Here is a 25041-nt window from a genome sequence, read left to right as displayed (position 1 = left end):
CATCTTGTTGAGAGGAACACCCATGTCCACCGCAGCACCGCCGAGGCCCGCCCGTCTCGGCCTCGTCCTGGCGCTCCTCGCGTTCGCCCAGATGATCATCGCGATCGACTACAACATCGTGTTCGTCGCCCTGCCCGAGATCGGCGCCGGGCTCGACTTCGGCTCCCAGCACCTCCAGCTGGTGGTCTCCGCCTACGCCGTCGCGTTCGGCGGGTTCCTGCTCCTGGGGGGCCGGGCCGCCGACCTGTTCGGACGCCGGCGCATGTTCCTGCTCGGCATGATCCTGTTCGCGGGGTCCTCGCTGCTGGGGGCGCTCGCGGCCGACCCGTGGACGCTCGTCGCCGCCCGCGCGGTGCAGGGCGTGGGCGCGGCGTTCGTCGCGCCGGCCACGCTCTCGCTGGTGACCACCAGCTTCCGTGAAGGGCCCGAACGGAACCGGGCGCTCGCGGTGTGGGGCGGCGCCGGCGGCGCGGGCATGGTGCTCGGGTCGCTGCTGGGCGGCGTGCTGACGCAGGCGTTCGGCTGGCAGGGCGTGTTCTACGTGATGGTCGTGTTCTGCGCGGTCGCGGTCGTGGCGGCGTTCGCGCTGCTCCCCGCGGCGGCGGGCGCGTCCGGCGGCGGGTTCGACCTGCCGGGCGCGGCGACGGGCACGGCGGCGAGCCTGCTGCTGGTCTTCGGGCTGGTGCAGGGCCCCGAGCTGGGGTGGCCGTCGGGCGCGGTCGTCGGCTCGCTCGCCGCCGCCGCGGTCCTGTTCGGACTGTTCGTCCTCATCGAGTCGCGGTCGCGCGGCCCGCTGATGCCGCTGCGGCTGTTCGGGAACCGCAACCTGTCCACGGGCACCGCGGTGTGCTTCCTGTTCATGGCGACGTTCGGCGCGCTCGCGTACTTCCTGACGCAGTTCTGGCAGGCGGTCGAGGGCTACAGCGCGCTCGCCACCGGCCTCGCATTCATCCTGCCGTCGGCGTCGGTCCTGGTCGGGACCGTCCTCGGCGGGCGGGCGGCCACCGCGATGGGCGTGCGCCGGAGCCTGCTGGTGGCGCTCGCGGTCGGCCTGGCCGGGACGGTCGCGCTGGCGCTGGTCCTGGACCAGGGCGCGTCCTACCTGGTGCTCGCCGGGCCGCTGCTGGTGCTGTCGCTGGGCCAGGGCATGGTCTTCACGCTCATGTTCGCGGCGTCGACCACCGGGGTGGACGCTGCCGACCAGGGCATCGGCTCGGGCATCGCCACGCAGGGCCAGCAGATCGGCGGCGCGGTCGGCCTGGCCGCGCTCATCGCGATCGCGGCCGGCTCGGGCGGCGCCGACGCCGCCGACCCGGCCGCGTACACCGACGGCATCCTGGTCGCGCTGTGGGCCATCGTGGCCGGCATCGCGCTCACCGTCCCGGTGGTCCTCAACCTCAAGGCTCCCGCCGAACCGGCGGCGGCCCTCCTCGACGACGAGGAGGTCGCGTTCGCCGCAGAACGCACCTGACCCGGTGCGGCCGGCGGCGCCGCGACCCGCGGCGCCGCCGGCTCGCCCGTCCTCCCCCACGGGGACGGGTCGCGCAGAGAGGAAACCCTTCATGACACCCACCGACACCCCGTTGCTGGCCGGGCGCCTCGTCACCGTCGACGACGCGCTCGGGCCGCGCCGCTCCCGCTTCTTCGGCGAGGGCTTCAAACGCGTCACCCACCGCCTCGACGGCATCGCCGTCGCCCCCGAGCCCGAGGAGGGCGGCACCGTGGCCGCCGTCGCCGGGCTCGTCCTGCCCGCCAACTGGTCCCGCAAGGGCGTGGCCGAACAGCCCCCGCACCTGAGCACCATCGACGCGATGGTCTTCGCCGCGCAGCTCGCCGGGCTCTACCTCGCCCACACGCACGGCCTCGGCGGCGCCGACCGGTTCCGAGTGCGCCGCATGGCGCTGCGCGCGGGGAACCGGCCGCAGGAGGACCGGCTCGACCGCTTCGCGGTCCGCGCCGAGCACCTGGGCACCGAGCCGGGCGACCCGGCCGTCTCCCGGTTCGACTGCCGGATCGGGGCGCTCACCGCGGTGCTCGCCGTCGAGCACGGCGGGGAGGCCGTCCCGGCGCTCCCGCCGGGCCGGTACCGGAACCCGGCGGCGCTGTCGGGCCCGTGGAACACCGCCCCGTTCGGCGCGTCCCACCACGGGCGCACGCAGATCCTGTCCGACGTGGCCGTCGACATGGACGCGCTGCGCGCCGACGCCGACCTGGCGCTCGCGCCCGGGACGGCGGACGCCACCATGATCGACCTGTTCGTGGCCGCGCTCCAGCTCGGCCAGGTGCTCCTGTACCGCCTCGACGGGATCGAGCGGGCCGCCAGCAACACGCTGTGGATGCGCCGCACCGTGATCGAACCGGCGGCCCGGCCCTCCGGCCGGTTCACCACGGCCCTGGAGAACGAGCGGCGGCTCGACACCGCCGCCGGCACCTGGCGCAGCGCCGACGTGGTCGCCGCGCACTCCGGGCTCGCGCTGCGCTGCTCGGTGGCGCACCTGCTCCCGGCCGGGGGCTGACCCGGTGGGCACCGCAGCGGTCCTCACCGGGCTCGGCGCCCACCTGCCGCCCCGCCGCGTCACCAACGCCGACCTCGCCGAACGCCTCGACACCAGCGACGAGTGGATCGCCTCCCGCACCGGCATCCGCGAACGCCGCTGGGCCGACCCCGGTGTGTCCACAGGGGATCTCGCGACGGAGGCGGGGCTCCGGGCCCTGAAATCGGCCGGCCTGGGCGACGACGCCCGGATCGACCTCGTCGTCCTCGCCACCACCACCCCCGACCACCCCTGCCCCGCCACCGCACCGGAAGTGGCCTCCCGCATCGGACTCGTCGACGCCGCGGCCTACGACCTCGCCGCCGTCTGCTCGGGCTTCGTGTACGCGCTGGAGGCCGCCTCCAACGCCATCCGCGCGGGCCGGGCCGCGAACGCGCTCGTCATCGGCGCCGAGACGTACTCCACCATCCTCGACCACACCGACCGCACCACGGCCGTGATCTTCGGCGACGGCGCCGGGGCCGCGGTCCTGCGCGCCGGCGACGACACCGAACCCGGCGCGCTCACCGGCTTCGACCTCGGCAGCGACGGCACCCGCCGCGACTGCATCACCGTCCCCGCCGGCGGCTCCCGCCAGCGCGCCGCGGGCGGGGAGCCCGCCGAGGCCGACCGGTACTTCCAGATGCGCGGCAAGGAGGTCTTCACCGCCGCGGTCGCCCACATGACCGCGTCGGCGAGGGCCGCGGCCGCGCGGGCGGGCTGGCCGCTCGGCACGGTCGCGCACGTCGTCGGCCACCAGGCCAACCTCCGCATCCTGCGGGCGGTCGGCGAGCAGCTGGGCCTCGACCCGGGCACGGTGGTGTCGAACCTCGACCGGGTCGGGAACACCTCGGCCGCGTCGATCCCGCTCGCGCTCGCCGACGCCGCCGCCGCGGGGCGGTTCGCCGCCGGGGACCGGGTGCTGCTGACCGCGTTCGGCGGGGGCTTCACCTGGGGCGCGGCGGCCCTCACCTGGCCCGACCTCGCGGCCGTCACCACTGATGAGAGGAGCCCGATCCGATGACCGACACCGCGGTCGCCGACCTGACGGCGTTCATCGTCGCCCGGTTGAAAGAGAAGTACGAGGCCCCGGAGGAGACCGCGGCCGACTCCGCGTTCGACGACCTGGGCATCGATTCGCTGGTGCTCGCCGAGCTCGCGGTCGACCTGACCGGGGACACGGGCGTGCCCGTGGAGGAGAGCGACCTGAGCGGCGCCGGGACGCCCGCGGCCGCCGCGGCGGCGCTGCACGCCAGGGGCGCGGCGGTCTGACGCCGTGCGGGCGCGGCGGGCGATGCGCCCGCCGCGCCTTCGATCGTGAAGGGGGTCTTGATGGTTCGTGCGGCGTTCTTCGACGTGGACGGCACGCTCACGGCGGGGGTGGGGATCTTCCGGTTCCTGCGCTGGCATCTGGCGTGGACGGGGCGGCCGCCGGAGGTGTTCGAGGCGCATCTGGCGCGGTTGCGGGCGCTGCGGGACGCGGGGGCGCCGCGGGAGGCGACGAACCGCGCGCATTACGAGGTGTACCGGGGGTTCGGCGCGGACGAGACCGCGGTGAGCGCGCGGCGCTGGCTGGCGGCGGAGGGGGCGGCGGTCTTCAACCCGTTCGCGGTGGCGGCGGCTGCGGTGCACCGGGCCGCGGGCGACGCGGTGGTGCTGGTCTCGGGTTCGTTCCCGGCGCTGCTGGCGCCGATCGCGGCGGCGACCGGGGCGTCGCACCTGCTGTGCAGCGCGCCGGCGGTCGCGGGCGGGGTGTACACCGGGGCGCTGGTGGGCGAGCCGATGATCGGGGAGGAGAAGGCCGCGGCGGTGCGGCGGCTGGCGGCGCGGGAGGGCTGGCGGCTCGGGGAGGCGACCGGGTACGGGGACCACGTGTCGGACCTGCCGCTGCTGTACGCGTGCGGGTCGGCGGTGGTCGTCGGCGGCGAGCTCGACGAGGTCGCGGGCAGGGAGGGCTGGCGGCGGCTGCCGGGGGTGCCGGAGCCGCCGCCGCTCCCGCTGCCTCAGTCGTCGTACTCCCAGTAGGGTCCGTCAGGGCCGGAGATGATGCGTCCGAATTGGACGTCGGCGAAGTGGATGCCGAAGCCGCGCACGCCGTCCTGGGCGAGGGCGGCGAGGACGCGGCGCCGCGACTCGATGCCGCGGACGCGGTCGACGTCCATGAGGACGGGCCATTCGGGGTGGGCGGCCTGGGCGGGCGAGTGGAGGGCGTCGCCGAAGGCGATGAGGCGCTCGCCGCCGGATTCGATCACGTAGCAGGTGTGGCCGGGGGTGTGCCCGGGGGCGGCCATGGCGGTGACGCCGGGGAAGACCTCGTCGCCGTCGTGGACGGCCTTGGTGGGCACGGCGACCGGTTCGCGCCAGGCGGCCCAGTCGGCGGCTCCGGCGGCGACGGCGGCGTTCGGGAACGGCGTCCCGGCGGGGCCGGGGCGCAGGACCCAGCCGAAGTGGTCGTCGTGGACGTGGGTGAGGGCGACGGTGTCGATGCGGGCAGGGTCGACGCCGGCCTGCTTGAGGCCGGTGGGGAGGTCGCCGCCGCCGAGGACGCCGAGCGCGGGGTGGGTGTGGGCGGCGGGGATGGTGCGGGGGCCGAAGCCGGCGTCGATGAGCATGGCGCGGTCGCCGTGCTCGACGAGGAGGCCGCCGATGGAGGCGGCGAGGTAGCCCTCGGGGTCCAGCAGGCCCGCGTGCTCGCCGTCCCATATGGACGGATCGGTCTCGTGGTACCAGCGCCGCGGGTCGAGCTGGACCGAGCCGTCGGGGATGTAGGTGAGGCGGTGCTCGCCGACCGAAGTGGTGCGCAGACCCGCAGGCCGGTTCAGGCGGGTGGTCATCGGATGCACGCCTCCCGCATGAGGCCGACGCGGCCGGGGAGCGGCGCGGGCCGCTCCAGGAGGCGGCCGAGCCGCTCCTCGGTGCCGGTGCCGGGCACGGGAATGAGCAGGTTGAGGTTGAGCCCGGAGCTGCACGTGAACGCGAGCGTGGTGCGCGTGAAGAGGAGGTCCCCGGCGTGCGGGGGCCGGATGGTCTGGACGGTGCAGGAGTCCTCGCCGACGAGGTACTCCTCCCACAGGCGCTTGAACTCGGGGCTGCGGGCGCTGACCTTCGCGATGAGCGCCTCGGACTCGGGCGAGGTGGCCGCGGCGGCGAGCTGGGCGCGGAAGCGGGCGACGGCGCCGGCGGCCTGGCGCTCCCAGTCGGGGTGGGCGCTGCGGGCGGCCGGGGTGCAGAAGAACGCCACGAGGTAGTTGGTGACGCCGGGCGCGAGGTCGAGGAGGGTCTGGGCGGACCGGTTGGCGCTCAGGACGTTCCAGTGGCGGTCGAGCACGAACGCGGGGTTGGGCATCCAGTGCGCGACGACCTCCTCGGCGGTCGGGTACGCGCCGGGGTCCGGCGGCGGCGTGGGGGCCGGGGCGGTCTGGGCGCGCCCGGCGAGCTCCATCATGTAGGCGCGCTGGCCCTCGTCGAGGCGGAGGACGTCCGCGATGGCGTCGAGGATCTCCGCGGAGACGTTCTTGGCACGGCCCTGCTCGATCCAGGTGTACCAGGAGATACCCACGCCCGCGAGCAGCGCGACCTCCTCGCGCCTGAGCCCGGGCGTGCGGCGGCGGTCGCCGCCGGGGAGTCCCACGAGCTCGGGCACGAGCTGGCCGCGCCGGGCCGCCAGGAATTTCCCGAGTTCGGTGCGGTTCCTCGCTGATGCTGTCATGCGTTCCCCTTGCTTGGTCGTCGCGCTCCGATGAGGGCGGCCCCAATGCCAACAATGGTTGCACGGCGCCCTATTTCGTGCTTGTCACGCGAACGGGTGGGGTGATCGTTGCGAGACGGCGACGTAAATTCTGGCTTGCGGAGCGTTATCGGACGCGGACGACCAGCGACGTCGCCGAACCCGCTCCGGGCGGGCCCGACGCATATCCGACAGTGTCCGTTCCGCCTGGAATACGACCGGGACGGCGATGAGGGGCCCGGCGCGCGCCGGACCCCTCGCGTCGTCGGTCCTCAGAGGGCGCCGAGCAGCGCCGGGTAGTAGCCGGAGGCGTGCCCGGCGGCGTTCGGGTGGTAGGGGACGTCGAAGATCGTGAACCCGTGCAGCCAGGGCGCGCGGGAGCAGATCTCGTGGCCGGTGAACTCGTCGCGCACGTCCACATAGGTGAACCCGTGCGCCTCGGCGGCGGCCTCGATCACCCCGGAGAGGAGGTCGGCGCCCTGGTTCATGCGGACCTGCTCGGCGATGCTGATGGAGCCGAGGGCGTCGCAGGCGTTGCGGGCGGCGAACAGCCGCGGGTAGCCGGTCACGTAGACCTCGGCGTCGGGCGCGCGGTTCGCGATCTCGGTGTAGACGGCGTCGAGCTTCGCGGGCAGCTCCTGCGTCGCCTGCCGCTCGGACTCCACGATCGCGGGCGTGCAGTTCTGGAACGGGGTGATGCAGGCGATCACGGCGTCGGTCCAGCCGATGTCGTTGCCGCCGATGCCGATCGTGACGAGGTCGGTCCCGGTGTCGAGGGCCTGGACCTGGTTCGCGAGCACGTCGTCGGTGGTCGCGCCGCCGCAGGCGACGAAGGTGAACTCGGCGCCGAGCTCGGCGGCGAGGAGCGCCGGGTGGGCCTTGTTCGAGCGCTGGCAGGCGGCGTCGGTGTAGGGGCCGGCGCCCGAGCCGGACGAGTAGGAGTCGCCGAGGGCGACGTACTCGGTCTGCTGGGCCTGGGCGGCGGCGGGGACGAGGAGGAGCATGGCGAGCGCGGCGACGGCGATCGTCGCTGATCGTCGGAGTCGGTCCATGGGGCGTTCCTTCGCGAGTCGGGGAAAGACTTGCCACACATTGTGAACTCGCCGGTAACTTGAGGGGAACCCCATGACGATAACAAATCGGGAAATTTACACATCTCGTTCTGTTGGTGGCGCTGAGCGGGAGGTGTGCGCCTCGGGCGGGGCGGGCCCGTCGGCCCGCCCCGCCGCCGCTCAGACCTCCCGGGCGAGGGCCGGGTAGTAGCCGTTGGCGTGGCCGAGGGCGTTCGGATGGAAGGACTCGGCGGTCGGGTAGCGCAGGCCGTGGAGGTAGGGCACGTCGTCGCAGACCGCGTGGCCGGCGAACGACTCGCGCACGTCCACATAGGCGAACCCGTGCTCGGCGGCGGCGACGGCGAGGACGTCCGCGAGGACGTCGGCGGCCTGGTTCATGCGGACCTGCTCGGCCAGCGAGGGCTGGTGGAGCGCGCCGCAGGTGCGCCGCTCGTTGAACAGGCGCGGATAGCCGAGGACGTATACCTCGGCGTCCGGGGCGCGCTCGGCGATCGCGCCGTAGACGCCGTCGAGGAGGCCCGGCAGCTCGCCGCGGACGAGGGCCTCGGAGGCCTCGATCTCGTCGGTGCAGTCCGCCAGCGGCGTCAGGCACGCCGCGACCGCCTCGGTCCAGCCGATGTCGTTGCCGCCGATGGTGACCGTGACGAGGTCGGTGCGCTCGTCGAGGACCCCGAGCTGCTCGGCGAGGAGGTCGGCGCTCGTCGCGCCCGAGCAGGCCGCGAACGCGAGGTCGGCGCCGAGCCCGTTGGCGAGGAGCCGCGGGTAGGCGAGGTCGGAGCGGAGGCACTCCTCGTCGGCGTACGAGCCGGCGCCGGTGCCGGAGGAGTACGAGTCGCCGAGGGCGGCGTAGTCGAGGGCCCGCGGCGCCGCCTCGGCGGCGGCGGGGGTGAGCACGAGGGCGGAGGACGCGGCCAGCGCCGCGGCCGCGAGGCGCGCAGGGTTCATACAGGGCTCCGTTCCAAGCAGGTACGGAACAGAACTGTATTGCCCGTTCGGGATGAGACTCCGCTAAACACCTGTTTTGGTGCCTGATACCGCTTTAACACGATATTTCACCCACTAAGGGACCCCTGGTGACAAGTGTATCGCCGGGGTGTGACATCGCGCCCCGGCGGCGAAAACGCGAGTGCCGCTCAGGCGGGAGCGGGAGCGGGAGCGGAAGCGCGAAGGGGAACCGGGGTGGGCGCCGGCTGGAGCGCGACGTGGACGAGCGCGGGAGCGCGGGGGCGGGAGCGCCGATGCCGCGGGGCTCGCGAACCGGGTGTCCGCGCACTCCGGCGGGCCTAGGCTGGACGCATGGGCGAATCGACGGCGCGGCGGCGGGAGAGCATGTCCGACCAGGCCCTCATAGAGGGCACCGGGGCGGACTGGAAGACGTGGCTGGCCCTGCTCGACGAGCGGGGCGCGGCGGACCTCGATCACACCGCGATCGCGCGGATGCTGGTGGGCGAGTTCGAGATCGACGGGTGGTGGGCGCAGTCGATCACCGTCGGGTACGAGCAGGAGCGCGGCCTGCGCGAGCCGGGGCAGCGCCCCGACGGCACGTTCAGCGCCAGCGCCTCCAAGACCGTGGCCGCTCCCGTGGGGGCGGTGTTCGAGCACCTGGCCGACCCCGAGCGGCAGGCGGCGTGGCTCGGCGGCCTGGAGCTGTCGCAGCGGAGCGCGTCGCCGCCGAAGTCGGTGCGGTTCGACGCCTCCGACGGCAGCCAGGTGTACGCGAACCTCACCGCGAAGGCCGACCGGACGGTGATCGGGATCGAGATCGCCAAGCTCGGGTCCGCCGAGGACGCGGCCGCGGCGAAGGCCGCGTGGAAGGACCGCCTGGGACGTCTCGCCGAGGGGCTCGGTTAGCGGCGGAATACGCTCCGCGGCAAGGGCGTTGCCCCGCACATGTGGAACAGCGACGACCTCGGTCTCGACGCGTACCTCGCCCTGCTGGGGTACGACGGCGACCGCTCCCCCACCCTCGCGACGCTCCGGACCCTCCAGCGCGCGCACGTGCTGACCGTCCGGTGGGACACCCTCGACAGCTTCCTGTACCGGCGGGTGCGGCTCGATCTGGCCTCGGTGCAGGACAAGCTGGTGCGCCGCGGCCGGGGCGGCTACTGCTTCGAGCACGTGACGCTGTTCGCGGCGGTGCTGGAGCGGCTCGGGTTCGCGTTCACGGCCGTCTCGGGGCGGGTGCAGCTCGGCGCGGACTCGGCGCATCCGCGTCCGGCGACGCACGCGATGCTGCTGGTGGAGGCCGAGGGCGCGCGGTGGCTGGTCGACGTCGGGTTCGGGGCCGGCCCGGTGGAGCCGATCGAGCTGGTGGACGGGGCGGTGAGCGAGGCGGGCCCGTGGCCGCTCCTGCTGCGGTGGCAGGAGATCACGCACGGGTCGTCCGGCTGGGCCGTGCACGGGCCCGGTGAGGGCGCCGACGGGCCCGCGGGGTGGAAGGTCCGGCAGGTGTTCACCGAGAACCCGCAGTACCCGGTCGACTTCGCCGTCGGGAACCACTACGTGGCCGCGTACGAGCGCTCGCCGTTCGTGGTCCGCCCGTTCGTGCAGCGGCTGCGCGCCGACCGGCTCGACACGCTGGACGCGCTGACGTGGGGCACCGAGCGGCCGGGCGAGCCTCCCGTGCGGGAGGCGGTCCGGCCGCACGAGGTGCCGAAGCTCCTCGACGACGTCTTCGGGATCCGCACCGACGCCGAGGAGGCCGCGCTGCTGGTGCGGCGGCTCGCAGCGCTGGCCGAACGGGCCTGACCGGTCCGGTGCGCCGGCCCTAGGGGGTCGGGGCGACCTCTTCGGCAGGGGCGGCGGGCGGCGCGGCCTGCTTGCCGGCGCGGCCGCCGGAGCGGGAGATCGCGACGCCGACGAGGGCGAGCGCGCCGCCGAGGAGCGTGAGCCAGGTCGGGACCTCGCTGAGCAGGAGCCAGGAGAGGGCGACGACGATCGCGGGGACGACGTACGTGGTCGCGCCCATCTTCCCGGCCGTGGTGTACCGCAGCGCGTAGCCCCAGGTGAGGAAGGCCAGCGCGGTGGGGAACAGGCCGAGGTAGAGGACGTGGAGGGCGGCCGAGGCGGGGGCGTCACCGAGCTGGGCGAACAGCTGGGGCGCGAACGGCAGGCAGAGGACGGCGGCGATGGCGTTGCCGAAGGCGGTGAACTGGAGCGAGGAGCAGTGCTGGAGCGTGGGCTTCTGCACGACGACGCTGATGGCGTAGGTGATCGCGGAGACCAGGCAGAGGAGGACGCCGAGGACGGAGGCGGCGCTGTCGCGGGACATGGAGAGGGAGACGACGGCGACACCGGCGAAGGCGACGGCGATGCCGAGGAAGAGGCGGGGCGGGAAGCCCTCCTTGAGGATCCAGCCGCCGAGGAGGGCGATGAGGATGGGTCCGATGTTGACGATGAGGGCGGCGGTGCCGGCGTCGACGAGCTGCTCGCCCCAGTTGAGGGCGACCATGTAGACGCCGAACCAGAGGACGCCGGCGGTGGCGATGCCGGGCCAGGCGCGGCGGCCGGGGAGGCCTTCGCGGCGGAGGGCCCAGACGGCGAGGAGGACGACGGCGGCGACGCCGGCGCGGCCGAGGGTGAGGGGTCCGGGGTCGATGTGCCGGCCGGCGTCGCGGATGGAGACGAAGGCCGAGGCCCAGCAGAAGACGGTGACGCCGACGGCGAGTGCCGCGCGGGTGTGGAATCGCTCGCTCATCGGCGGGGCTCCTCGTGGGTGGGCGGTGGGCGCCGGGGGCGGTCGGCCTCGGGCGCGGGCACGGCGCGGTTCGCGCCGGGCCCAACCTAACACCGGCGGCGGGCGGGCGTTATCGGTCAGGTGACTGGTGGCGGCGGGCGGGTCGGGGCGGCGGGACCCGGGGCGCGGGGGGCGGTGCGGGGGACCCTAGGATAGAAATCGGTATCTACGCCTGTGGTCGGGCGGTGCGGCGCCGGGCCGGGTGCGGCCGCCCGGAGCGTGGCGGACAATGGTCGGACCCCTCCCGTCGGACCGAGAACGAGGCGGCCGCGCTCGCGCGGCGGCCTGACGGGAATGATCGCCTACCGGAGAGGGAACCTGATTCATGAGTCGGCCCGATTTCACGTATGTGGAGAGCGTGAGCCCCGGCAGCGGGCGGCGCGATCCGCGGGCGGCGACGGCCTCCGACGCCGCCGCGCTCAGCCTCGACGGGGACTGGCGCTTCCGGCTGGCCGCCGGGTTCCACGACACCGCCGACGGGTTCGAGGCCCCGGGCTTCGACGCGTCCGGGTGGGACGTCCTCGCCGTCCCCTCGATGTGGCAGATGCACGACCTCGACGGCGACGCCCCGTACGGGCGGCCCGCGTACACGAACGTCGTCTACCCGTTCCCGGTCGACCCGCCGCGGGTCCCCGACGCCAACCCCACCGGCGAGTACCGCCGCACCTTCGCCCTCCCCGCCGACTGGCCCGCGGACGGGCGCACCGTCCTGCGCTTCGAAGGCGTCGACTCCGCGTTCGCCGTGTGGGTCAACGGCGTCCTCCTCGGCGACGGCAAGGGCTCGCGCCTGCCCACCGAGTTCGACGCCACCGCGCACCTCGCGCCCGGCGAGAACACCGTCGCCGTCCGCGTCCACCAGTGGTCCGCCGGGTCCTACCTGGAGGACCAGGACATGTGGTGGCTCTCGGGGATCTTCCGGCCCGTCTCGCTCCTCCACCGCCCCGAGGACGGGATCGAGGACGTGTTCGCGCACGCCGGCTACGACCACCGCACCGGCAAGGGGACCCTGCGCGTCGAGGCCCCCGAGGGCGCCCGCGTCACCGTGCCCGAGCTTGGCCTCGACATCGCCGCCGGCGAGACCGCCGCGGTGCCCGTCGAGCCGTGGACGGCCGAGACGCCGCGCCTGTACGACGCCGTCGTCGCCACCGCGGGCGAGCGCGTGTCGCTGCGCGTCGGCTTCCGCACCGTCGCCGTCGAGGACGGCGTCCTCAAGGTCAACGGCCGCCGCCTCCTGCTGTGCGGCGTCAACCGCCACGAGTGGGACCCCGACCGCGGCCGCACCCTCTCGGTCGAGACGATGCGCCTCGACCTCGAGGTCATGAAGCGCCACAACGTCAACGCCGTGCGCACCAGCCACTACCCGCCGGACCGGCGCTTCCTCGACCTGTGCGACGAGCTCGGCGTCTGGGTCGTCGACGAGTGCGACCTCGAGACCCACGGGTTCGTCTTCTACGACTGGCGGGGCAACCCCTCCGACGACCCCGCGTGGCGCGAGGCCTACCTCGACCGCATGGCCCGCATGGTGGAGCGCGACAAGAACCACCCCTCCGTCGTCATGTGGTCCCTCGGCAACGAGTCCCACACCGGGGAAAACCTCGCCGCGATGTCGGCGTGGGTCAAGGAGCGCGACCCCGGCCGCCCCGTCCACTACGAGGGCGACTGGGACTCCGGCTACGTCGACGTCTACTCCCGCATGTACGCCGACCACGCCGAGACCGACCGCATCGGACACCGCACCGAACCGTCCACGAAGGACCCCGCGCTCGACGGGCACCGCCGGGGCATCCCGTTCGTCCTGTGCGAGTACGCGCACGCCATGGGCAACGGCCCCGGCGGCCTGAGCGAGTACCAGCGCCTGTTCGAGCAGCACGAGCGCTGCCAGGGCGGGTTCGTGTGGGAGTGGATCGACCACGGCGTGCGCCGCCGCACCGAGGACGGCCGCGAGTGGTTCGCCTACGGCGGCGACTTCGGCGAGCCCCTCCACGACGGGAACTTCGTCGTCGACGGCCTCGTCTTCCCCGACCGCGAGCCCTCCCCCGGCCTCGTCGAGTTCAAGAAGGTCGTCGAGCCCGTCCGCATCACCGTCGACCCCGCCTCGCGCCGGATCACCGCCGAGAACCTCCGCGACTTCGCCGACACCGGCGACCTCGCGTTCGAATGGGCCGTCGAGGACGGCGGCGACCCCGAGCACTCCGGGCGCCTCGACCTGCCCGCGCTCGCCCCGGGCAACGCCGCGATCGTGCAGTTCCCCTCGCCCGTCGCCGAACTCGGCGAACCGCGCGGCGAGCGCTGGCTCACCGTCCGCGCCGTCCTCGCCAAGGACGAGCCGTGGGCCGAGGCCGGGCACGAGATCGCCTGGGGCCAGGCGCGGCTCGCGGCCGCGCCCGCACCCGCGCCGGCCGGCGGCGTCCCCGCCGAGGCGGCCGGGAGCGGCTACCGGCTCGGCAACGCCGCGTTCGACGCGCTCGGGCGCCTGACCGCGATCGGCGGCCTCGAACTCGACGGCCCGCGCCTCGACCTGTGGCGCGCCCCCACCGACAACGACCTGCGGTCGTGGCACGCCCCGCTCGCCGACAAGTGGAAGGACCGCGCCGCGGGCCTGTACCGCCTGGAGCACAAGGTCCTCGGGATCGACGCCGGGCCCGGCGGGCTCACCGTCGCGACCCGCGTCGCCGCCGCCGGCGCCGAGATCGGCATGGGCGCGGTCTACCGGTGGACCCGCGACGGCGACCGCCTGTGGCTCACCGTCGAGGTCGACCCCGAGGGCGAGTGGGACCTCCCGCTGCCGCGCCTGGGCGTGCGGGCCGCGCTGCCGCGGGAGCTCGACGAGGTGTCGTGGTTCGGCGGCGGCCCCGGCGAGGCGTACGCCGACACCCGCGACGCCGCCCGCGTCGGCCGGTTCCGGTCCACGGTGGCCGGGCTCCAGACCCCGTACGTGTTCCCGCAGGAGAACGGCTCGCGCATCGACGTGCGCCGGGCGACGCTCGCCGGCGGGGGCCGGACCTTCACCGTCCTGGGGGCCCCGCACTTCGCGCTCACGGTGCGGCCGTGGACGAGCGAGGACCTGGAGGCGGCCCGCCACCGCACCGACCTGGTCGACCGCGACCGCCTGTACGTGAACCTCGACGCGGCCCTCCAAGGCATGGGCTCGGCCGCGTGCGGCCCCGGCGTGCTCCCCGAGCACCGCCTCCTGCCGCGCGCCACCGCGTTCACGCTGGGCTTCGAGACGACCGAGTAGGACGGCCGTCGCAGCGGGCGCGGCGGGTTCGCGCTCCCGGGGCGGTCACCGTGTGAACTACCCTGAGTGCGGACCCGTCGCATCCCAACCGGTGAGAGAAGGACCCCTGTGCCGAAGAAGTCCAGCCCCGAGGCCGGCAAGCGCCCGACCATCCGGGACGTGGCCGCCCGCGCCGGCGTGTCGGTGCCGACGGTCTCGCGGGTCCTCGCCGGGAACTACCCAGTCGCTCCCGCGACCCGCTCGAAGGTGCTGCGCGCCATGCGCGACCTCGACTACGTCGTCAACGCGCACGCCCGGGCCCTCGCGGGCGCGACGACGAAGACCGTCGCGTTCGTCGTGGACGACGTCACCGGGCCGTTCTACGCGTACATCGCGCGCGGCGTCGAGCAGCAGGCCGCGTCCGAGGGCCGGCTGTGCCTCCTGTGCACCACCCACGGCGACCCCGAGCGGGAGCTCGCCGTCGTCGAGCTCATGCGCGAGCAGCACGCCGAGGCCGTCATCGTCGTCGGCGGCGCCTGGGACAACGAGCACTACCGCGAGCGCATGCGGTACTTCGCGACCGCGCTCGACCGGTCCGGGTCGCGCCTGGTCCTGTGCGGGCGGCCCTCCCCCGGCGACGACGTCCCCGCCACCGTCGTCCACTACGACAACGAGGGCGGCGCGTACGCGATGGCCTCGCACCTCCTGTCGGCCGGGCACCGGCGGATCTCCTACATGGGGTTCGGCGAGGGCCTGACCACCACCGACGAGCGCATCCGCGGGTTCAGGCGCGCCCACGCCGACCACGGCGTCGAGGTCGACGAGACGCTCATCCTCCCCGGGAGCTTCACCAAGGCCGCCGGCCACGAGCTCACCCGCGGGCTCATCGCCGAACGCGACGACGTGACCGCGATCTTCGCCGCCACCGACATGGTCGCCGCCGGCGTCCTCAAGGCCCTGCGCGAGGCGGGCGTGCGCGTCCCCGAGGACATGTCCGTCGTCGGCTTCGACGACATCCCCCTCGCCTCCGACCTCACCCCCGCGCTCACCACCGTGCACGTGCCGCACGAGCAGCTCGGCCGCGAGGCCGTCCGCCTGGCCCTCCACAGAGGACCCGAAATGGACGACCGGGTCGTCCTCGGCACCCACATCGTGGTCCGCGAGACCGTGGCCCCGCCGCGCCGCCGGGACTGAGCGCGCAGAGAAGGCCGGGACGCGATGCGTCCCGGCCCGGATCGCCTGCGGCCTACCGGTTCTCGTCCCGGTCGCCCGACAGGCGCTCCTTGGCGTCGTGGAGCTTGTCGTCGACGCCTTCCTTCGCGTCGTGCCACTGCTCCTTGGCCTCGCCCTTGAGCTGGTCGGCACGTCCCTCGTTCGCGAGGCGCTCGTTGTCGGTGGCGTCGCCGATCTTCTCCTTGGCCTTGCCCTTGAGCTGCTCGGCCTTGTCCTTCGCCTGGTCGAAAGCACCCATTGCTGGCTCCTCCTTCGGTGCGGTTCGACCCGGGGGTACCCCCCTCGCCGCCCGGCCACACACCGGCCGCCGCCCGCGGACCCGCGGCGAAGGCCGCGACCTGCGGTTTCACCCGGACTTCACCGATGGGATTCCCAGTGTTCAGACGACCGGGCCGCACGGGCCGCCCGAACCCCCGTCGGATTCCCGATGGCGGCCGCCGCCCCCGGCGGGGCAGAATGCTCCCGTGACAGCTGACGACGCGATCCAGATCCGCGAGGTCCTCCCGGCCGAGTTCACGGCCCTCGGCGACCTCACCGTCGACTCCTACCTGCACGGCGGGTTCCTCATCGGCGGCCTCGCCGACAGCTACGTGCCGCACCTGCGCGACGTCGCCGCGCGGGCCGCCAGCGCGACGGTGCTCGTCGCGGTCGACGGCGAGGCGCTCCTCGGCGGCGTCACGATCGCGTTCCACGGGAGCCCGCTCGTGGAGCTCGGCGGGGACGGCGACGCCGAGATCCGGATGCTCGCGGTCGACCCGGCCGAGGACGGGCGCGGCGCCGGGTCGGAACCCGCCGCCGCGTGCGTGGAGCGGGCGCGGCGGGAGCCGGGGACGAAGCGGATCGTGCTGTGCTCGCAGCGGGAGATGACGACCGCGCACCGGATCTACCGGCGGCTCGGGTTCGAGCGGGAGCCGTCCCTGGACTGGGAGCCGCTGCCCGGCGTGCGGTTGGTCGCGTTCGCGCTGGCGCTCTAGAGGAACGCGTCGTAGACGCGCTTGTAGTCGGCGAGGGCGTGGTCGACCTCGGCCTGGCCGAGGCCGTAGCGGGCGAGGTCGTAGCGGTGGCCGCGGGGGCGGGCGGCGACGGCGGCGTCGAGGGCGGCCCGCTCGGCGGGCCCCCAGGGGGCGCCGAGGCGCTGGAAGAGCGCCGGGAGCTGGTCGGTGCGCTCGGTGAGGTCGCGGTAGGGGACGTCGACGACGGTGGCGTGGAGGCGGGCGCGTTCGGCGCGGGCGCGGTCGATGCCGGTGGCGAAGAGGCCGAGCCACATGCGGCCGATGTCGCGGGGGTCGGGGTCGGCGGTGGTGAGGGCCGTGGCGGTCTCGGTCATGGAGCTGAGCGACGCGAGGGCGGTGGCGGGGTCCCGGTGGGTCCAGAGGACCTGGGCGTCGGGGAAGGTCCTCATGAGGGCGCCGAGGCTCCACAGGTGGGCGGGGGCGCGCAGGACCCAGCGGCGGCGGGGGCGGCCGCGCTGGAGGACCTGGAGGGTCCGCTTGAGGTAGCGGTAGTCGGCGGTGTGGTCGCGGTCGAGCATCCACTGGACGTAGCCGGGGGGCTGGACGCGGACGAGGTGGCCGATGCCGTGCGGGAGGACCCAGACGCAGGAGTCGGGCCGGTCGGGGTGCATGTCGTAGAGGCCGCCGAAGGTGGGGACGGCGCGGCGCTGGGCGTCGACGGTGCGGTCGGTGCGGCGGCGGGCCTCGTCGGCGGGGACGCCGGGGTGCATGAGCTCGTGGAGGAGGGGCGCGCGGTGGCCGTCGGCGGCGGCGAGGAGGCGCTGGAGGACGGCGGTGCCGGTGCGGGGGACGCCGGTGACGATGATCGGCCGGTCGATGCGCTCGTCGGCGGTGTCGGGGTCGAGTGCGTGGAGTTTGCGGATGCGCAGGTGGTTCTCGATGCGGTCGGTGATCTCCTGGGAGGCGCCGATCCAGCCCATGGGGGTGAGGCCGGGGACGTCGGCGTAGCCGGTGAGGAGGACGCGCATGTCGTCGATGAAGTCGTCGTCGCCGTGGGCGGTCGAGTCGGTGCGGTCCTCGGCTTCGCGGACGGCGCGTTCGATGAGGCGGTCGACCTTCTTGCGCCGGCCCGCGATGGCGGGGGTGAGGACCGTGTTGACGGCCCTGAGCCAGGGCGCGACGCGCTCCATCCGAGTGACTCCTTCTGTGCCGTTCGCACTGTGCCGGTAGGAAAGTGAGGTGAGCCTACCGTCGGGTGCGACTGCGGGCCCGCCTCGGTTGCCTGCCTGTGCAGTCTGCTACTGCGAGCTGGCGGGTTCGAGTGGGACGGCGGCGGCGAGCTGGAGCGCGAGGGCGGCGATGAAGGTGGCCGTGAGGTGGTTGGAGTCGCGGTAGACGAGGAGGTTGCCGACGATGCCGGGGCAGGTGCCCCCGTCCACGTCGCAGATCCATGGGACGGGGTCGACGACGTGGGCGCCGGTCTCGGCGACGGCTTCCAGGACCGCTTGGCGGCGTTCAGGTTCGATGACGGACTCGGCCAGGTCGCCGACGCAGGAGCTGGCGTCCTCGGGGTTGGCGGCGAGGCACTCAGGCACGTCGTGGCCGAGGTCGGGGTTGTCGGCGAGGTAGTACACCTCGCCGGCGGATTCCTGGAGGCGCTCGACGCTGTCGACCCAGCCGTCGATCCAGGCCTGGTCGGGGTCGTCGGCGAGGACCTCCTTCCTGTCGAAGGTGGCGGCGACGACGGCGTCGGGCTCGATCTCGTCGAGGAGGTCGTAGACGCCGTCCTTCCACTCGGGGCACTCGGTGTACTCGCGCAGGATCTTCGGGTCGTATTCGCGCACGTCGGGGACGGAGCAGGCGGCCTTGGTCATGACCAGGAGCCGCCAGCCGGAGGCTTCGGCGATCTGGTCGACGGCCGGGAACCACTGGGCGGCGTGGGAGTCGCCGAAGAGCACGACGGTCTTCCCGCCGTCGGGGTCCCCGTACCAGCAGTGCTCGGGCACGGCGAGGTCGTGGCGTTCGACGACGCAGCCGTCGTCGTAGAGGACGGGCTGGTCGAGGCGGGCCTCCGCGAGCGGCGGGGTGAGGTTCGCGGGAACAGTGTCCACATCGGAGGATTCTTCGAGGAGTTCCCACACGGTGGCGTCACCGGCGGTGATGTCGGTGGCCTCCTCGTTGGAGGCGGTCGGCATCGGCTGGAGGGAGGCGAGGATCGACAGGGCGAGCGCCGCGGCGATGAGCCCGCCGCCCATGGCCAGTGCCCGCGAGGGCACCTGGACGAGCGCGCGGCGCATGCGGATCGGATTTTCGACCAGGTGGAAGGTGGCGACGGCGAGGAGGAACGCGGCGGCCATGAGGACCAGGTAGTCCCGCAGGCGCGGCTCGGCGATACCGAGCATCGCGGGGCCGATCATGACCAGGGGCCAATGCCACAGGTACAGGCCGTAGGAGATCTTCCCGACGTACTGGGCGGGCGCGAGGCCCAGGAGCATCGTCGCGCCGAAGCGGTGGGGGGCGCAGCCCGCCGCGATGACGAGGGCGGTCCCGGCGACGGGGAGGACCGCGGCCGTGCCGGGGAACGTAGTGCGCTCGTCGATGAGGAACACGGAGGCCACGACGAGGACGAGCCCGGCCCACGAGAGCGGGGCCGCGGCCCACGACGGCAGGCGCTTCAGACGCCCGGCGGCGATCGCGACGACCGCCCCCGCGGCCAGCTCCCATGCGCGCGTGTGGATGCCGAAGTAGGACCAGATCGGGTCGGGACCGGACCGGGTGGCGCTCAGAAAGAAGGAGGCGGCGCCGATGCAGACGAGCACGACGGCGACGGCCGCCGTTCGGCGGCGGGCCAGGTGCCCGGCCGAGGCGAAGTGCCCGCCCCACAGCGGGCGCGCGGCCATCGCGATCGCGAGGAGCATGAGGGGCCACAGCAGATAGAACTGCTCCTCGACCGCGAGCGACCAGAAGTGCTGCAGCGGGGAAGGCGCGGCGTCCGCGTTCAGGTAGTCGGTGCCCTCGCGGGCCAGGCGGAGGTTGACGACGTTGAGCGCGGCGGCCGCGGCGTCGATGGCGATGCTCTCGAGCCTGGTGCGCGGCAGCCAGAGCCAGGCGGCGGCGAGCGTCGCGGCGAGGACGATCGACGCGGCCGGCAGGAGGCGCACGGCGCGGCGGGCGTAGAACCCGGTGAGCGAGATCGTGTCGGTCTTGTCCAGCTCTCGCAACAGCAGCGAGGTGATGAGGAAGCCGGAGATGACGAAGAAGACGTCGACCCCGACGAAGCCGCCCTCGGAGTGGAAGAAGCCGATGTGCGCGGCGATCACCGCGCCGACGGCCAGCGCTCTGAGGCCCTCGATGTCCGGTCTCCAATGGCCGGGGCGTGCACCGCCTCGGCGGTGGCGGGGCGGGGTGCGGGACCCGTCGGGACGCGGACCGGGGTCCTTGGAGGCCGTGGCCAGTTGGATGGTGGGGGCATCGTCAGTGAACGGTGCTGTCGCGCTGGTCAGACGCATGTATGGGGTCTCCGCAATGGTTCACCGGGCAGGGACTGGCTGGTCGGGGAAGACCGGCTTCTGGGGATGGGGTTCGGGGTGGTACCGGGGCGGAGGCCGACCCTATACATTCGTTCTCCAACCGCTCCGGCCCCCTGGAAACCGGTGAACTCTGTCTCGTGAACGCCGATTACGAAGAGTGACATCGACGTTGGGAGAGTGGGACCGCCGTACGGCACGCCGGGCGCCCTGGGGGGCCGCCTGTGCGGTCTGCTACTGCGAGCCGGTGGCGGCCTCGAGCGGGAGCGCGGCCGCGAGCTGCGGGGCGAGCTCGGCGACGAAGCGCGCGGCGAGGTGGTTGGAGTCGCGGTAGACCAGGAGGTTGCCGACGACGACGGGGCAGGTGCCGTCGTCGACGTCGCACATCCAGGGGATGGGGTCGATGACGTCGGCGCCGGCGTCGGCCACGGCGTCCTCGGTCGCGGCGCGGCGGTCGGGTGCGATGACGGACTCGTCGAGGTCGCCGACGCAGGTGCTGGCGTCCTCGGGGTTCGAGGCGAGGCAGTCGGGGACGTCCTCGCCGAGGTCGGGGTTGTCGGCGAGGTAGTAGACGTCGCCGGCGGACTCGTCGAGGCGTTCGACGCTGTCGACCCAGCCGTCGGTCCACGCCTGGTCGGGGTCGTCGGCGATGACCTCCTTGTCGTCGTAGGTCGCGGCGACCACGGCGTCGGGCCGGACCTCGTCGAGGAGGTCGTAGACGCCGTCCTTCCACTCGGGGCACTCGGTGTACTCGCGCTCGAGCTTCGGGTCGTATTCGCGCACGTCGGGGACGGAGCAGGCGGCCTTGGTCATGGCGAGGAGGCGCCAGCCGGAGGCTTCGGCGATCTGGTTGAGCGCGGGGAACCACTGGGCGGCGTGGGAGTCGCCGAAGAGGACGAGGGTCTGCTCGCCGTCGGGGTCGCCGTACCAGCATTCCTCGTTGACGGCGGGGTCGGCGCGCTCGACCACGCAGCCGTCGTCGTAGAGGACGGGCTCGTCGAGGCGGGCCTCTTCCAGTGCGGGCGTGAGGTTCGCGGGGACGACGTCGACGTCGGAGGACTCGTCGAGCATGTCCCACACGGTCGAGTCGTCGCCGGTGATCTCGGCGGCCTCCTCGTTGGAGGCGGTCGGCATCGGCTGGAGGGAGGCGAGGATCGACAGGGCGAGGGCGCCGGTGACGAGCGCGCCGCCGAGGGCGAGGGCCCGGGAGGGGACCTGCACGAGGGTGCGGCGGGTGCGGACCGGGTGTTCGACGAGGTGGAAGGTGGCGACGGCGAGGAGGAACGCGGCGGCCATGAGCACGAGGTAGTGGCGCAGGCGCGGTTCGGCCACGCCGAGGATCGCGGGGCCGATCATGACCAGGGGCCAGTGCCACAGGTACAGGCCGTAGGAGATCTTGCCGATGTACTGGGCGGGGGCGATGCCGAGGAGCGCGGTGGCCCCGAAGCGGTGGGGGGCGCAGCCGGCGGCGATGACGAGGGCGGTGCCGGCGACGGGGAGGGCCGCGGCGGTGCCGGGGAACACGGTGCGCTCGTCGATGAGGAACACGGAGGCCACGACGAGGGCCAGGCCGGCCCACGAGAGCGGCGCGGCGGCCCAGGCGGGGAGGCGGCGGAGCCGGCCTGCGGCGACGGCGACGGCCGCGCCTGCGGCGAGTTCCCATGCGCGCGCGTGGATGCCGAAGTAGGACCAGACGGGGTCGGGTCCGGACTGGGTGGCGCTCAGGTAGAACGAGGCGGCGCCGATGCCGGTGAGGACGACGGCGACGGCGGCGGTGCGGCGCCGGCGCAGGTGGCCGGCGCGGGCGAAGCGGCCGCCCCAGATGCGGCGGGCGACGAGTGCGATCGCAAGGAGCAGCAGCGGCCACAGGAGGTAGAACTGCTCCTCGACCGCGAGCGACCAGAAGTGCTGCAGCGGGGAAGGCGCGGCGTCCGCGTTCAGGTAGTCGGTGCCCTCGCGGGCGAGGCGGAGGTTGACGACGTTGAGCGCGGCGGCCGCGGCGTCGGTGGCGATGTCGGGCAGCCGGGTGCGCGGCAGCCAGAGCCAGGCGGCGGCGAGCGTCGCGGCGAGGACGATCGCGGCGGCGGGAAGGAGGCGCACGGCGCGGCGGGCGTAGAACCCGGTGATGGAGACGCGGCCGGTCCGGTCCATCTCGCGCAGGAGCAGCGAGGTGATGAGGAAGCCGGAGATGACGAAGAAGACGTCGACGCCGACGAAGCCGCCCTCGGAGTGGAAGAAGCCGATGTGCGCGGCGATCACCGCGCCGACGGCCAGGGCCCGGAGGCCCTCGATGTCCGGTCGCCAGTGGCCGGGGCGCGCACTGGGGGCCTTCGTATGCGCGGCCGGGGAGCCGGCCGGTTCGGTTATGGGGGCGGCGCTCGGGGGCGTCGCCGTTGGTTCCGCGTTGGTCAGACGCATATATCGGGTCTCCGCAAAGGTTCACCGGGCAGGGACGTGCCGGTCGGGCAGGACCGGCTTCTGGCGATGGGGATCGGTACCGGGGACGAACGCCGACCATAGCATTCGGTTGTTACCCGGACCGACCCCCTCGAAACCGGTGAAATCAGTCTCAAGGGGGTCGATCACCGCGCGTGAAGACCGTCCTGGATCGCGGGACGGTGTAATGCCGTTAGGGCACGCCGGGCGCCTCGGGGGTCTGCCGGAGCAGGCCCTCCTGGGTCGCCGAGGCGATGTGCAGCCCGGAGGCGTCGAAGAACCGGCCCTGGGCCAGGCCGCGGCCGTCGGCCGCGGTCGGGGAGACCGAGTCGTAGAGGGTCCACTCGTCGAAGCGGAACGGGCGGTGGAACCACAGGGCGTGGTCCAGGCTCGTCCCGAGGTAGCCGCCGGGGCCCCAGACCGCGCCGTGGCGCGACAGGACCGAGTCCAGGAGCGTCAGGTCCGAGGCGTAGGTGAGGACGCACACGTGGATGAGCGGGTCGTCGGGGAGGACCCCGTCGGCCTTCATCCACACCCGCTGGCGCTCCAGGGCCGGGCGCTCGCCCGAGGCCGAGAAGCCCGAGCCGCCGATGTACCGGACGTCGATCGGGCGGGGCTTGCGCGCCCAGATGCCGAGCCGGTCCGGGTGGGTCTTGAGCTGCTCGCTCAGCGGCGGGATCTCGTCGGGCCCCGACACGTCCAGGGGCGCGTGGTCGGCGTGCTCCAGGCCCTGCTCGCCGGTGTGGAACGAGGCCGACATGAAGAAGATCGTCTGCCCGTTCTGGAGGGCGACCGTGCGGCGCACCGAGAAGGAGCGGCCGTCGCGGATGTTCTCCACCTGGTAGAGGATCGGCTTCGTCGAGTCGCCGGGGCGCACGAAGTAGCCGTGCAGGGAGTGGACGCGGCGGTCGCCCGGGACGGTGCGCCCGGCCGCGACCAGGGCCTGCCCGGCGACCTGGCCGCCGAAGACGCGCTGGAGCCCGCCCTCGGTGCGCGGGCCGCGGAACAGGCCCGCGTCGATGGACTCCAGGTCCAGGACGCCGAGGAGCGAGTCCACGGCGTCCTGGCCCACGAGGACCTCGGTCATCTAGGAGCCGATCTGGTGGACCCGGACCGTGTTGGTCGAGCCCGGCGTGCCCGCCGGGGTGCCCGCCACGATGACGACGAGGTCGCCGGGGGCGGCCAGGTGGTGCTCCTGCAGCGTCTTGTCGACGAGCTGGAACATCGCGTCGGTGTGGTCGACGTGCTCGACGAGGTACGAGTCCGTGCCCCACGAGAGGGCCATCTGGTTGCGGACCGACTCGATCGGCGTGAGGCCGTAGATCGGGCGGTTCGGCTTCAGGCGGGCCAGGCGCTTGACGGTGTCGCCGGTCTGCGTGAAGGCCACGAGGGCCTTCGCGCCGATCGCGTCGGCGATGTCGGCCGCCGCGTGCGTGACGGCGCCGGACTTGGTGCGCGGGTCGTGGAGCAGCTCGCGCAGGCCGATCGGGCCGCACTCGGTGGTCTCCACGATCTTCGCCATGGTGCGGACGGTGCCGATCGGGTACTTGCCGACCGAGGTCTCGCCCGAGAGCATCACGGCGTCGGTGCCGTCGAGGACGGCGTTGGCGACGTCGGAGACCTCGGCGCGGGTCGGGCGGGCGTTCTCGATCATCGAGTCGAGCATCTGGGTGGCGACGATGACCGGCTTCGCGTTCTCGCGGCAGAGGCGCACGATCTCCTTCTGCACGATCGGGACCTCGTCGAGGGGCATCTCGACGCCCAGGTCGCCGCGGGCGACCATGACGCCGTCGAACGCCAGGACGATCTCCTCGAGGCGCGCGACGGCCTCGGGCTTCTCGACCTTCGCGATGATCGGGCGGCGCACGCCGACCTCGTCCATGACCTTGTGGCCCAGGCGCACGTCGTCGGGGGTGCGCACGAACGACATCGCGATGAGGTCCACGCCCAGGTTCAGGGCGAACTTCATGTCCGAGATGTCCTTCTCGGACAGTGCCGGGACGCTGATGTTCACGTTCGGGAGGGACAGGCCCTTGTTGTTCGAGACCGGGCCGCCCTCGACGACGAGGCACTCGACGTCGGTGTCGTCGGCGCCGAGCACCTCGAGCGCCAGCTTGCCGTCGTCGACCAGGAGCCGGTCGCCCTTGGTGACCTCTGCCGGCAGCTTCTTGTACGTGCACGACACGCGGTCGTGGGTGCCGTCGACGTCGTCGGAGGTGATCTTGATGCGGTCGCCCGCGTTCCACTGCTCCGAGCCGTTGGCGAAGGTGCCGAGGCGGATCTTGGGGCCCTGCATGTCGGCGAGGATCGCGACGGGCTTCCCGGCGGCAGCGGCGGCTTCGCGCACCATCTGGTACACCGCCTCGTGGTCGCTCTGGGCGCCGTGCGAGAAGTTCATGCGGGCGACGTTCATGCCCGCGTCGATCAGGCCGGCCATGCGCTCGGGCGTGGCGGTCGCAGGCCCGATGGTGCAGACGATTTTTGCTCTACGAGTCACCCTGCGATGTTATATCGGACGCTCACTCGCACTCAGGGGGTCACCGCAGTTGAGAGCTGTGATTCACCGTATGTGAATACGAAGAAAAGCGTAGGCGGAATTGAGCGC

General features: G+C 73.5%; 21 protein-coding genes. 10 read left to right on the top strand and 11 right to left on the bottom strand.

Annotation, left to right across the window (positions count from 1 at the left end; translation table 11 throughout):
* The first annotated feature begins 22 nt into the window (after nt 1-22).
* From ABD419_RS09100 to ABD419_RS09080, 5 genes are all read left to right on the top strand, one after another.
* Nucleotides 23-1471 carry an MFS transporter gene (locus tag ABD419_RS09100; RefSeq protein ID WP_344484761.1) on the top strand — a complete coding sequence of 483 codons (1449 nt, stop codon included), beginning with the start codon at nt 23-25 and terminating at the stop codon, nt 1469-1471.
* A gap of 91 nt (nt 1472-1562) precedes the next feature.
* Nucleotides 1563-2516, top strand: a complete 954-nt coding sequence (locus ABD419_RS09095; protein ID WP_344484758.1) for an AvrD family protein — start codon at nt 1563-1565, stop codon at nt 2514-2516.
* A gap of 4 nt (nt 2517-2520) precedes the next feature.
* Nucleotides 2521-3558, top strand: a complete 1038-nt coding sequence (locus ABD419_RS09090; RefSeq protein ID WP_344484755.1) for a beta-ketoacyl-ACP synthase III — start codon at nt 2521-2523, stop codon at nt 3556-3558.
* Nucleotides 3555-3806 carry an acyl carrier protein gene (locus tag ABD419_RS09085; RefSeq protein WP_344484752.1) on the top strand — a complete coding sequence of 84 codons (252 nt, stop codon included), beginning with the start codon at nt 3555-3557 and terminating at the stop codon, nt 3804-3806. The genes ABD419_RS09090 and ABD419_RS09085 overlap by 4 nt, the downstream gene beginning before the upstream one ends.
* Before the next feature lie 60 nt (nt 3807-3866).
* Nucleotides 3867-4559 carry an HAD-IB family hydrolase gene (locus ABD419_RS09080; RefSeq protein WP_344484749.1) on the top strand — a complete coding sequence of 231 codons (693 nt, stop codon included), beginning with the start codon at nt 3867-3869 and terminating at the stop codon, nt 4557-4559.
* On the opposite strand, the gene ABD419_RS09075 is transcribed toward ABD419_RS09080, so the two are convergent.
* From ABD419_RS09075 to ABD419_RS09060, 4 genes are all read right to left on the bottom strand, one after another.
* Nucleotides 4538-5368, bottom strand: coding sequence for an MBL fold metallo-hydrolase (locus ABD419_RS09075; protein WP_344484747.1), 831 nt, complete (start codon nt 5366-5368; stop codon nt 4538-4540). The two genes, ABD419_RS09080 and ABD419_RS09075, sit on opposite strands and share 22 nt — an antisense overlap.
* A complete protein-coding gene (locus tag ABD419_RS09070) occupies nt 5365-6243 on the bottom strand; it encodes a helix-turn-helix transcriptional regulator (RefSeq protein WP_344484745.1) in 879 nt (292 codons plus the stop codon). Before ABD419_RS09070 ends, ABD419_RS09075 begins: the two co-directional genes overlap by 4 nt.
* 290 nt (nt 6244-6533) lie before the next feature.
* Nucleotides 6534-7313: an SGNH/GDSL hydrolase family protein gene (locus ABD419_RS09065; protein WP_344484743.1), complete on the bottom strand. Its 780-nt coding sequence runs from the start codon at nt 7311-7313 to the stop codon at nt 6534-6536.
* 180 nt (nt 7314-7493) lie between these two features.
* On the bottom strand, nt 7494-8279 hold the full coding sequence (locus ABD419_RS09060) for an SGNH/GDSL hydrolase family protein (protein ID WP_344484740.1): 786 nt from the start codon (nt 8277-8279) through the stop codon (nt 7494-7496).
* Nucleotides 8280-8630: 351 nt separating this feature from the next.
* Here ABD419_RS09060 and ABD419_RS09055 point away from each other — a divergent pair, with 351 nt between their 5' ends.
* Together ABD419_RS09055 and ABD419_RS09050 are read left to right on the top strand one after the other, a co-directional pair.
* Nucleotides 8631-9185 carry an SRPBCC family protein gene (locus ABD419_RS09055; RefSeq protein WP_344484737.1) on the top strand — a complete coding sequence of 185 codons (555 nt, stop codon included), beginning with the start codon at nt 8631-8633 and terminating at the stop codon, nt 9183-9185.
* A gap of 39 nt (nt 9186-9224) precedes the next feature.
* The gene (locus ABD419_RS09050; RefSeq protein ID WP_344484735.1) at nt 9225-10082 is read left to right on the top strand and encodes an arylamine N-acetyltransferase family protein; all 858 of its coding nucleotides are present in this window, start codon (nt 9225-9227) and stop codon (nt 10080-10082) included.
* A gap of 19 nt (nt 10083-10101) precedes the next feature.
* Here ABD419_RS09050 and ABD419_RS09045 read toward each other — a convergent pair whose 3' ends face one another.
* Nucleotides 10102-11031, bottom strand: a complete 930-nt coding sequence (locus ABD419_RS09045) for a DMT family transporter (RefSeq protein ID WP_344484732.1) — start codon at nt 11029-11031, stop codon at nt 10102-10104.
* 364 nt (nt 11032-11395) lie between these two features.
* Here ABD419_RS09045 and ABD419_RS09040 point away from each other — a divergent pair, with 364 nt between their 5' ends.
* Both ABD419_RS09040 and ABD419_RS09035 read left to right on the top strand, forming a co-directional pair.
* Nucleotides 11396-14308 carry a glycoside hydrolase family 2 TIM barrel-domain containing protein gene (locus ABD419_RS09040; protein WP_344484729.1) on the top strand — a complete coding sequence of 971 codons (2913 nt, stop codon included), beginning with the start codon at nt 11396-11398 and terminating at the stop codon, nt 14306-14308.
* A 108-nt stretch (nt 14309-14416) separates the two neighbouring features.
* Nucleotides 14417-15481 (top strand): LacI family DNA-binding transcriptional regulator, encoded by a 1065-nt coding sequence (locus tag ABD419_RS09035; protein ID WP_344484726.1) that lies wholly within the window; start codon nt 14417-14419, stop codon nt 15479-15481.
* A gap of 52 nt (nt 15482-15533) precedes the next feature.
* Here the strand turns inward: ABD419_RS09035 and ABD419_RS09030 are convergent, their stop codons facing one another.
* Nucleotides 15534-15758 (bottom strand): CsbD family protein, encoded by a 225-nt coding sequence (locus ABD419_RS09030; protein ID WP_344484724.1) that lies wholly within the window; start codon nt 15756-15758, stop codon nt 15534-15536.
* 226 nt (nt 15759-15984) lie between these two features.
* On the opposite strand from ABD419_RS09030, the gene ABD419_RS09025 reads away from it, so the two are divergent.
* Nucleotides 15985-16494, top strand: coding sequence for a GNAT family N-acetyltransferase (locus ABD419_RS09025; RefSeq protein ID WP_344484722.1), 510 nt, complete (start codon nt 15985-15987; stop codon nt 16492-16494).
* Here the strand turns inward: ABD419_RS09025 and ABD419_RS09020 are convergent.
* The 5 genes from ABD419_RS09020 to pyk form a co-directional block, all read right to left on the bottom strand.
* Nucleotides 16491-17663, bottom strand: a complete 1173-nt coding sequence (locus ABD419_RS09020) for a sulfotransferase family protein (RefSeq protein ID WP_344484720.1) — start codon at nt 17661-17663, stop codon at nt 16491-16493. The genes ABD419_RS09025 and ABD419_RS09020 overlap by 4 nt on opposite strands.
* 108 nt (nt 17664-17771) lie before the next feature.
* Complete coding sequence (locus ABD419_RS09015; RefSeq protein WP_344484717.1) at nt 17772-19982, bottom strand: acyltransferase family protein; 2211 nt, start codon at nt 19980-19982, stop codon at nt 17772-17774.
* Between the two features lie 252 nt (nt 19983-20234).
* Nucleotides 20235-22418, bottom strand: coding sequence for an acyltransferase family protein (locus tag ABD419_RS09010; protein WP_344484714.1), 2184 nt, complete (start codon nt 22416-22418; stop codon nt 20235-20237).
* Nucleotides 22419-22629: 211 nt separating this feature from the next.
* Nucleotides 22630-23523 carry an acyl-CoA thioesterase gene (locus ABD419_RS09005; protein ID WP_344484711.1) on the bottom strand — a complete coding sequence of 298 codons (894 nt, stop codon included), beginning with the start codon at nt 23521-23523 and terminating at the stop codon, nt 22630-22632.
* Nucleotides 23524-24933, bottom strand: a complete 1410-nt coding sequence (gene pyk, locus ABD419_RS09000) for a pyruvate kinase (RefSeq protein WP_344484708.1) — start codon at nt 24931-24933, stop codon at nt 23524-23526.
* Nucleotides 24934-25041 lie beyond the last annotated feature (108 nt).

The sequence above is a fragment of the Glycomyces endophyticus genome, from assembly GCF_039531525.1.
Lineage (GTDB): Bacteria > Actinomycetota > Actinomycetes > Mycobacteriales > Micromonosporaceae > Glycomyces > Glycomyces endophyticus.
Note: the sequence above shows the minus strand (reverse complement) of the source record. Positions and strands in the feature narration are given on the sequence as shown.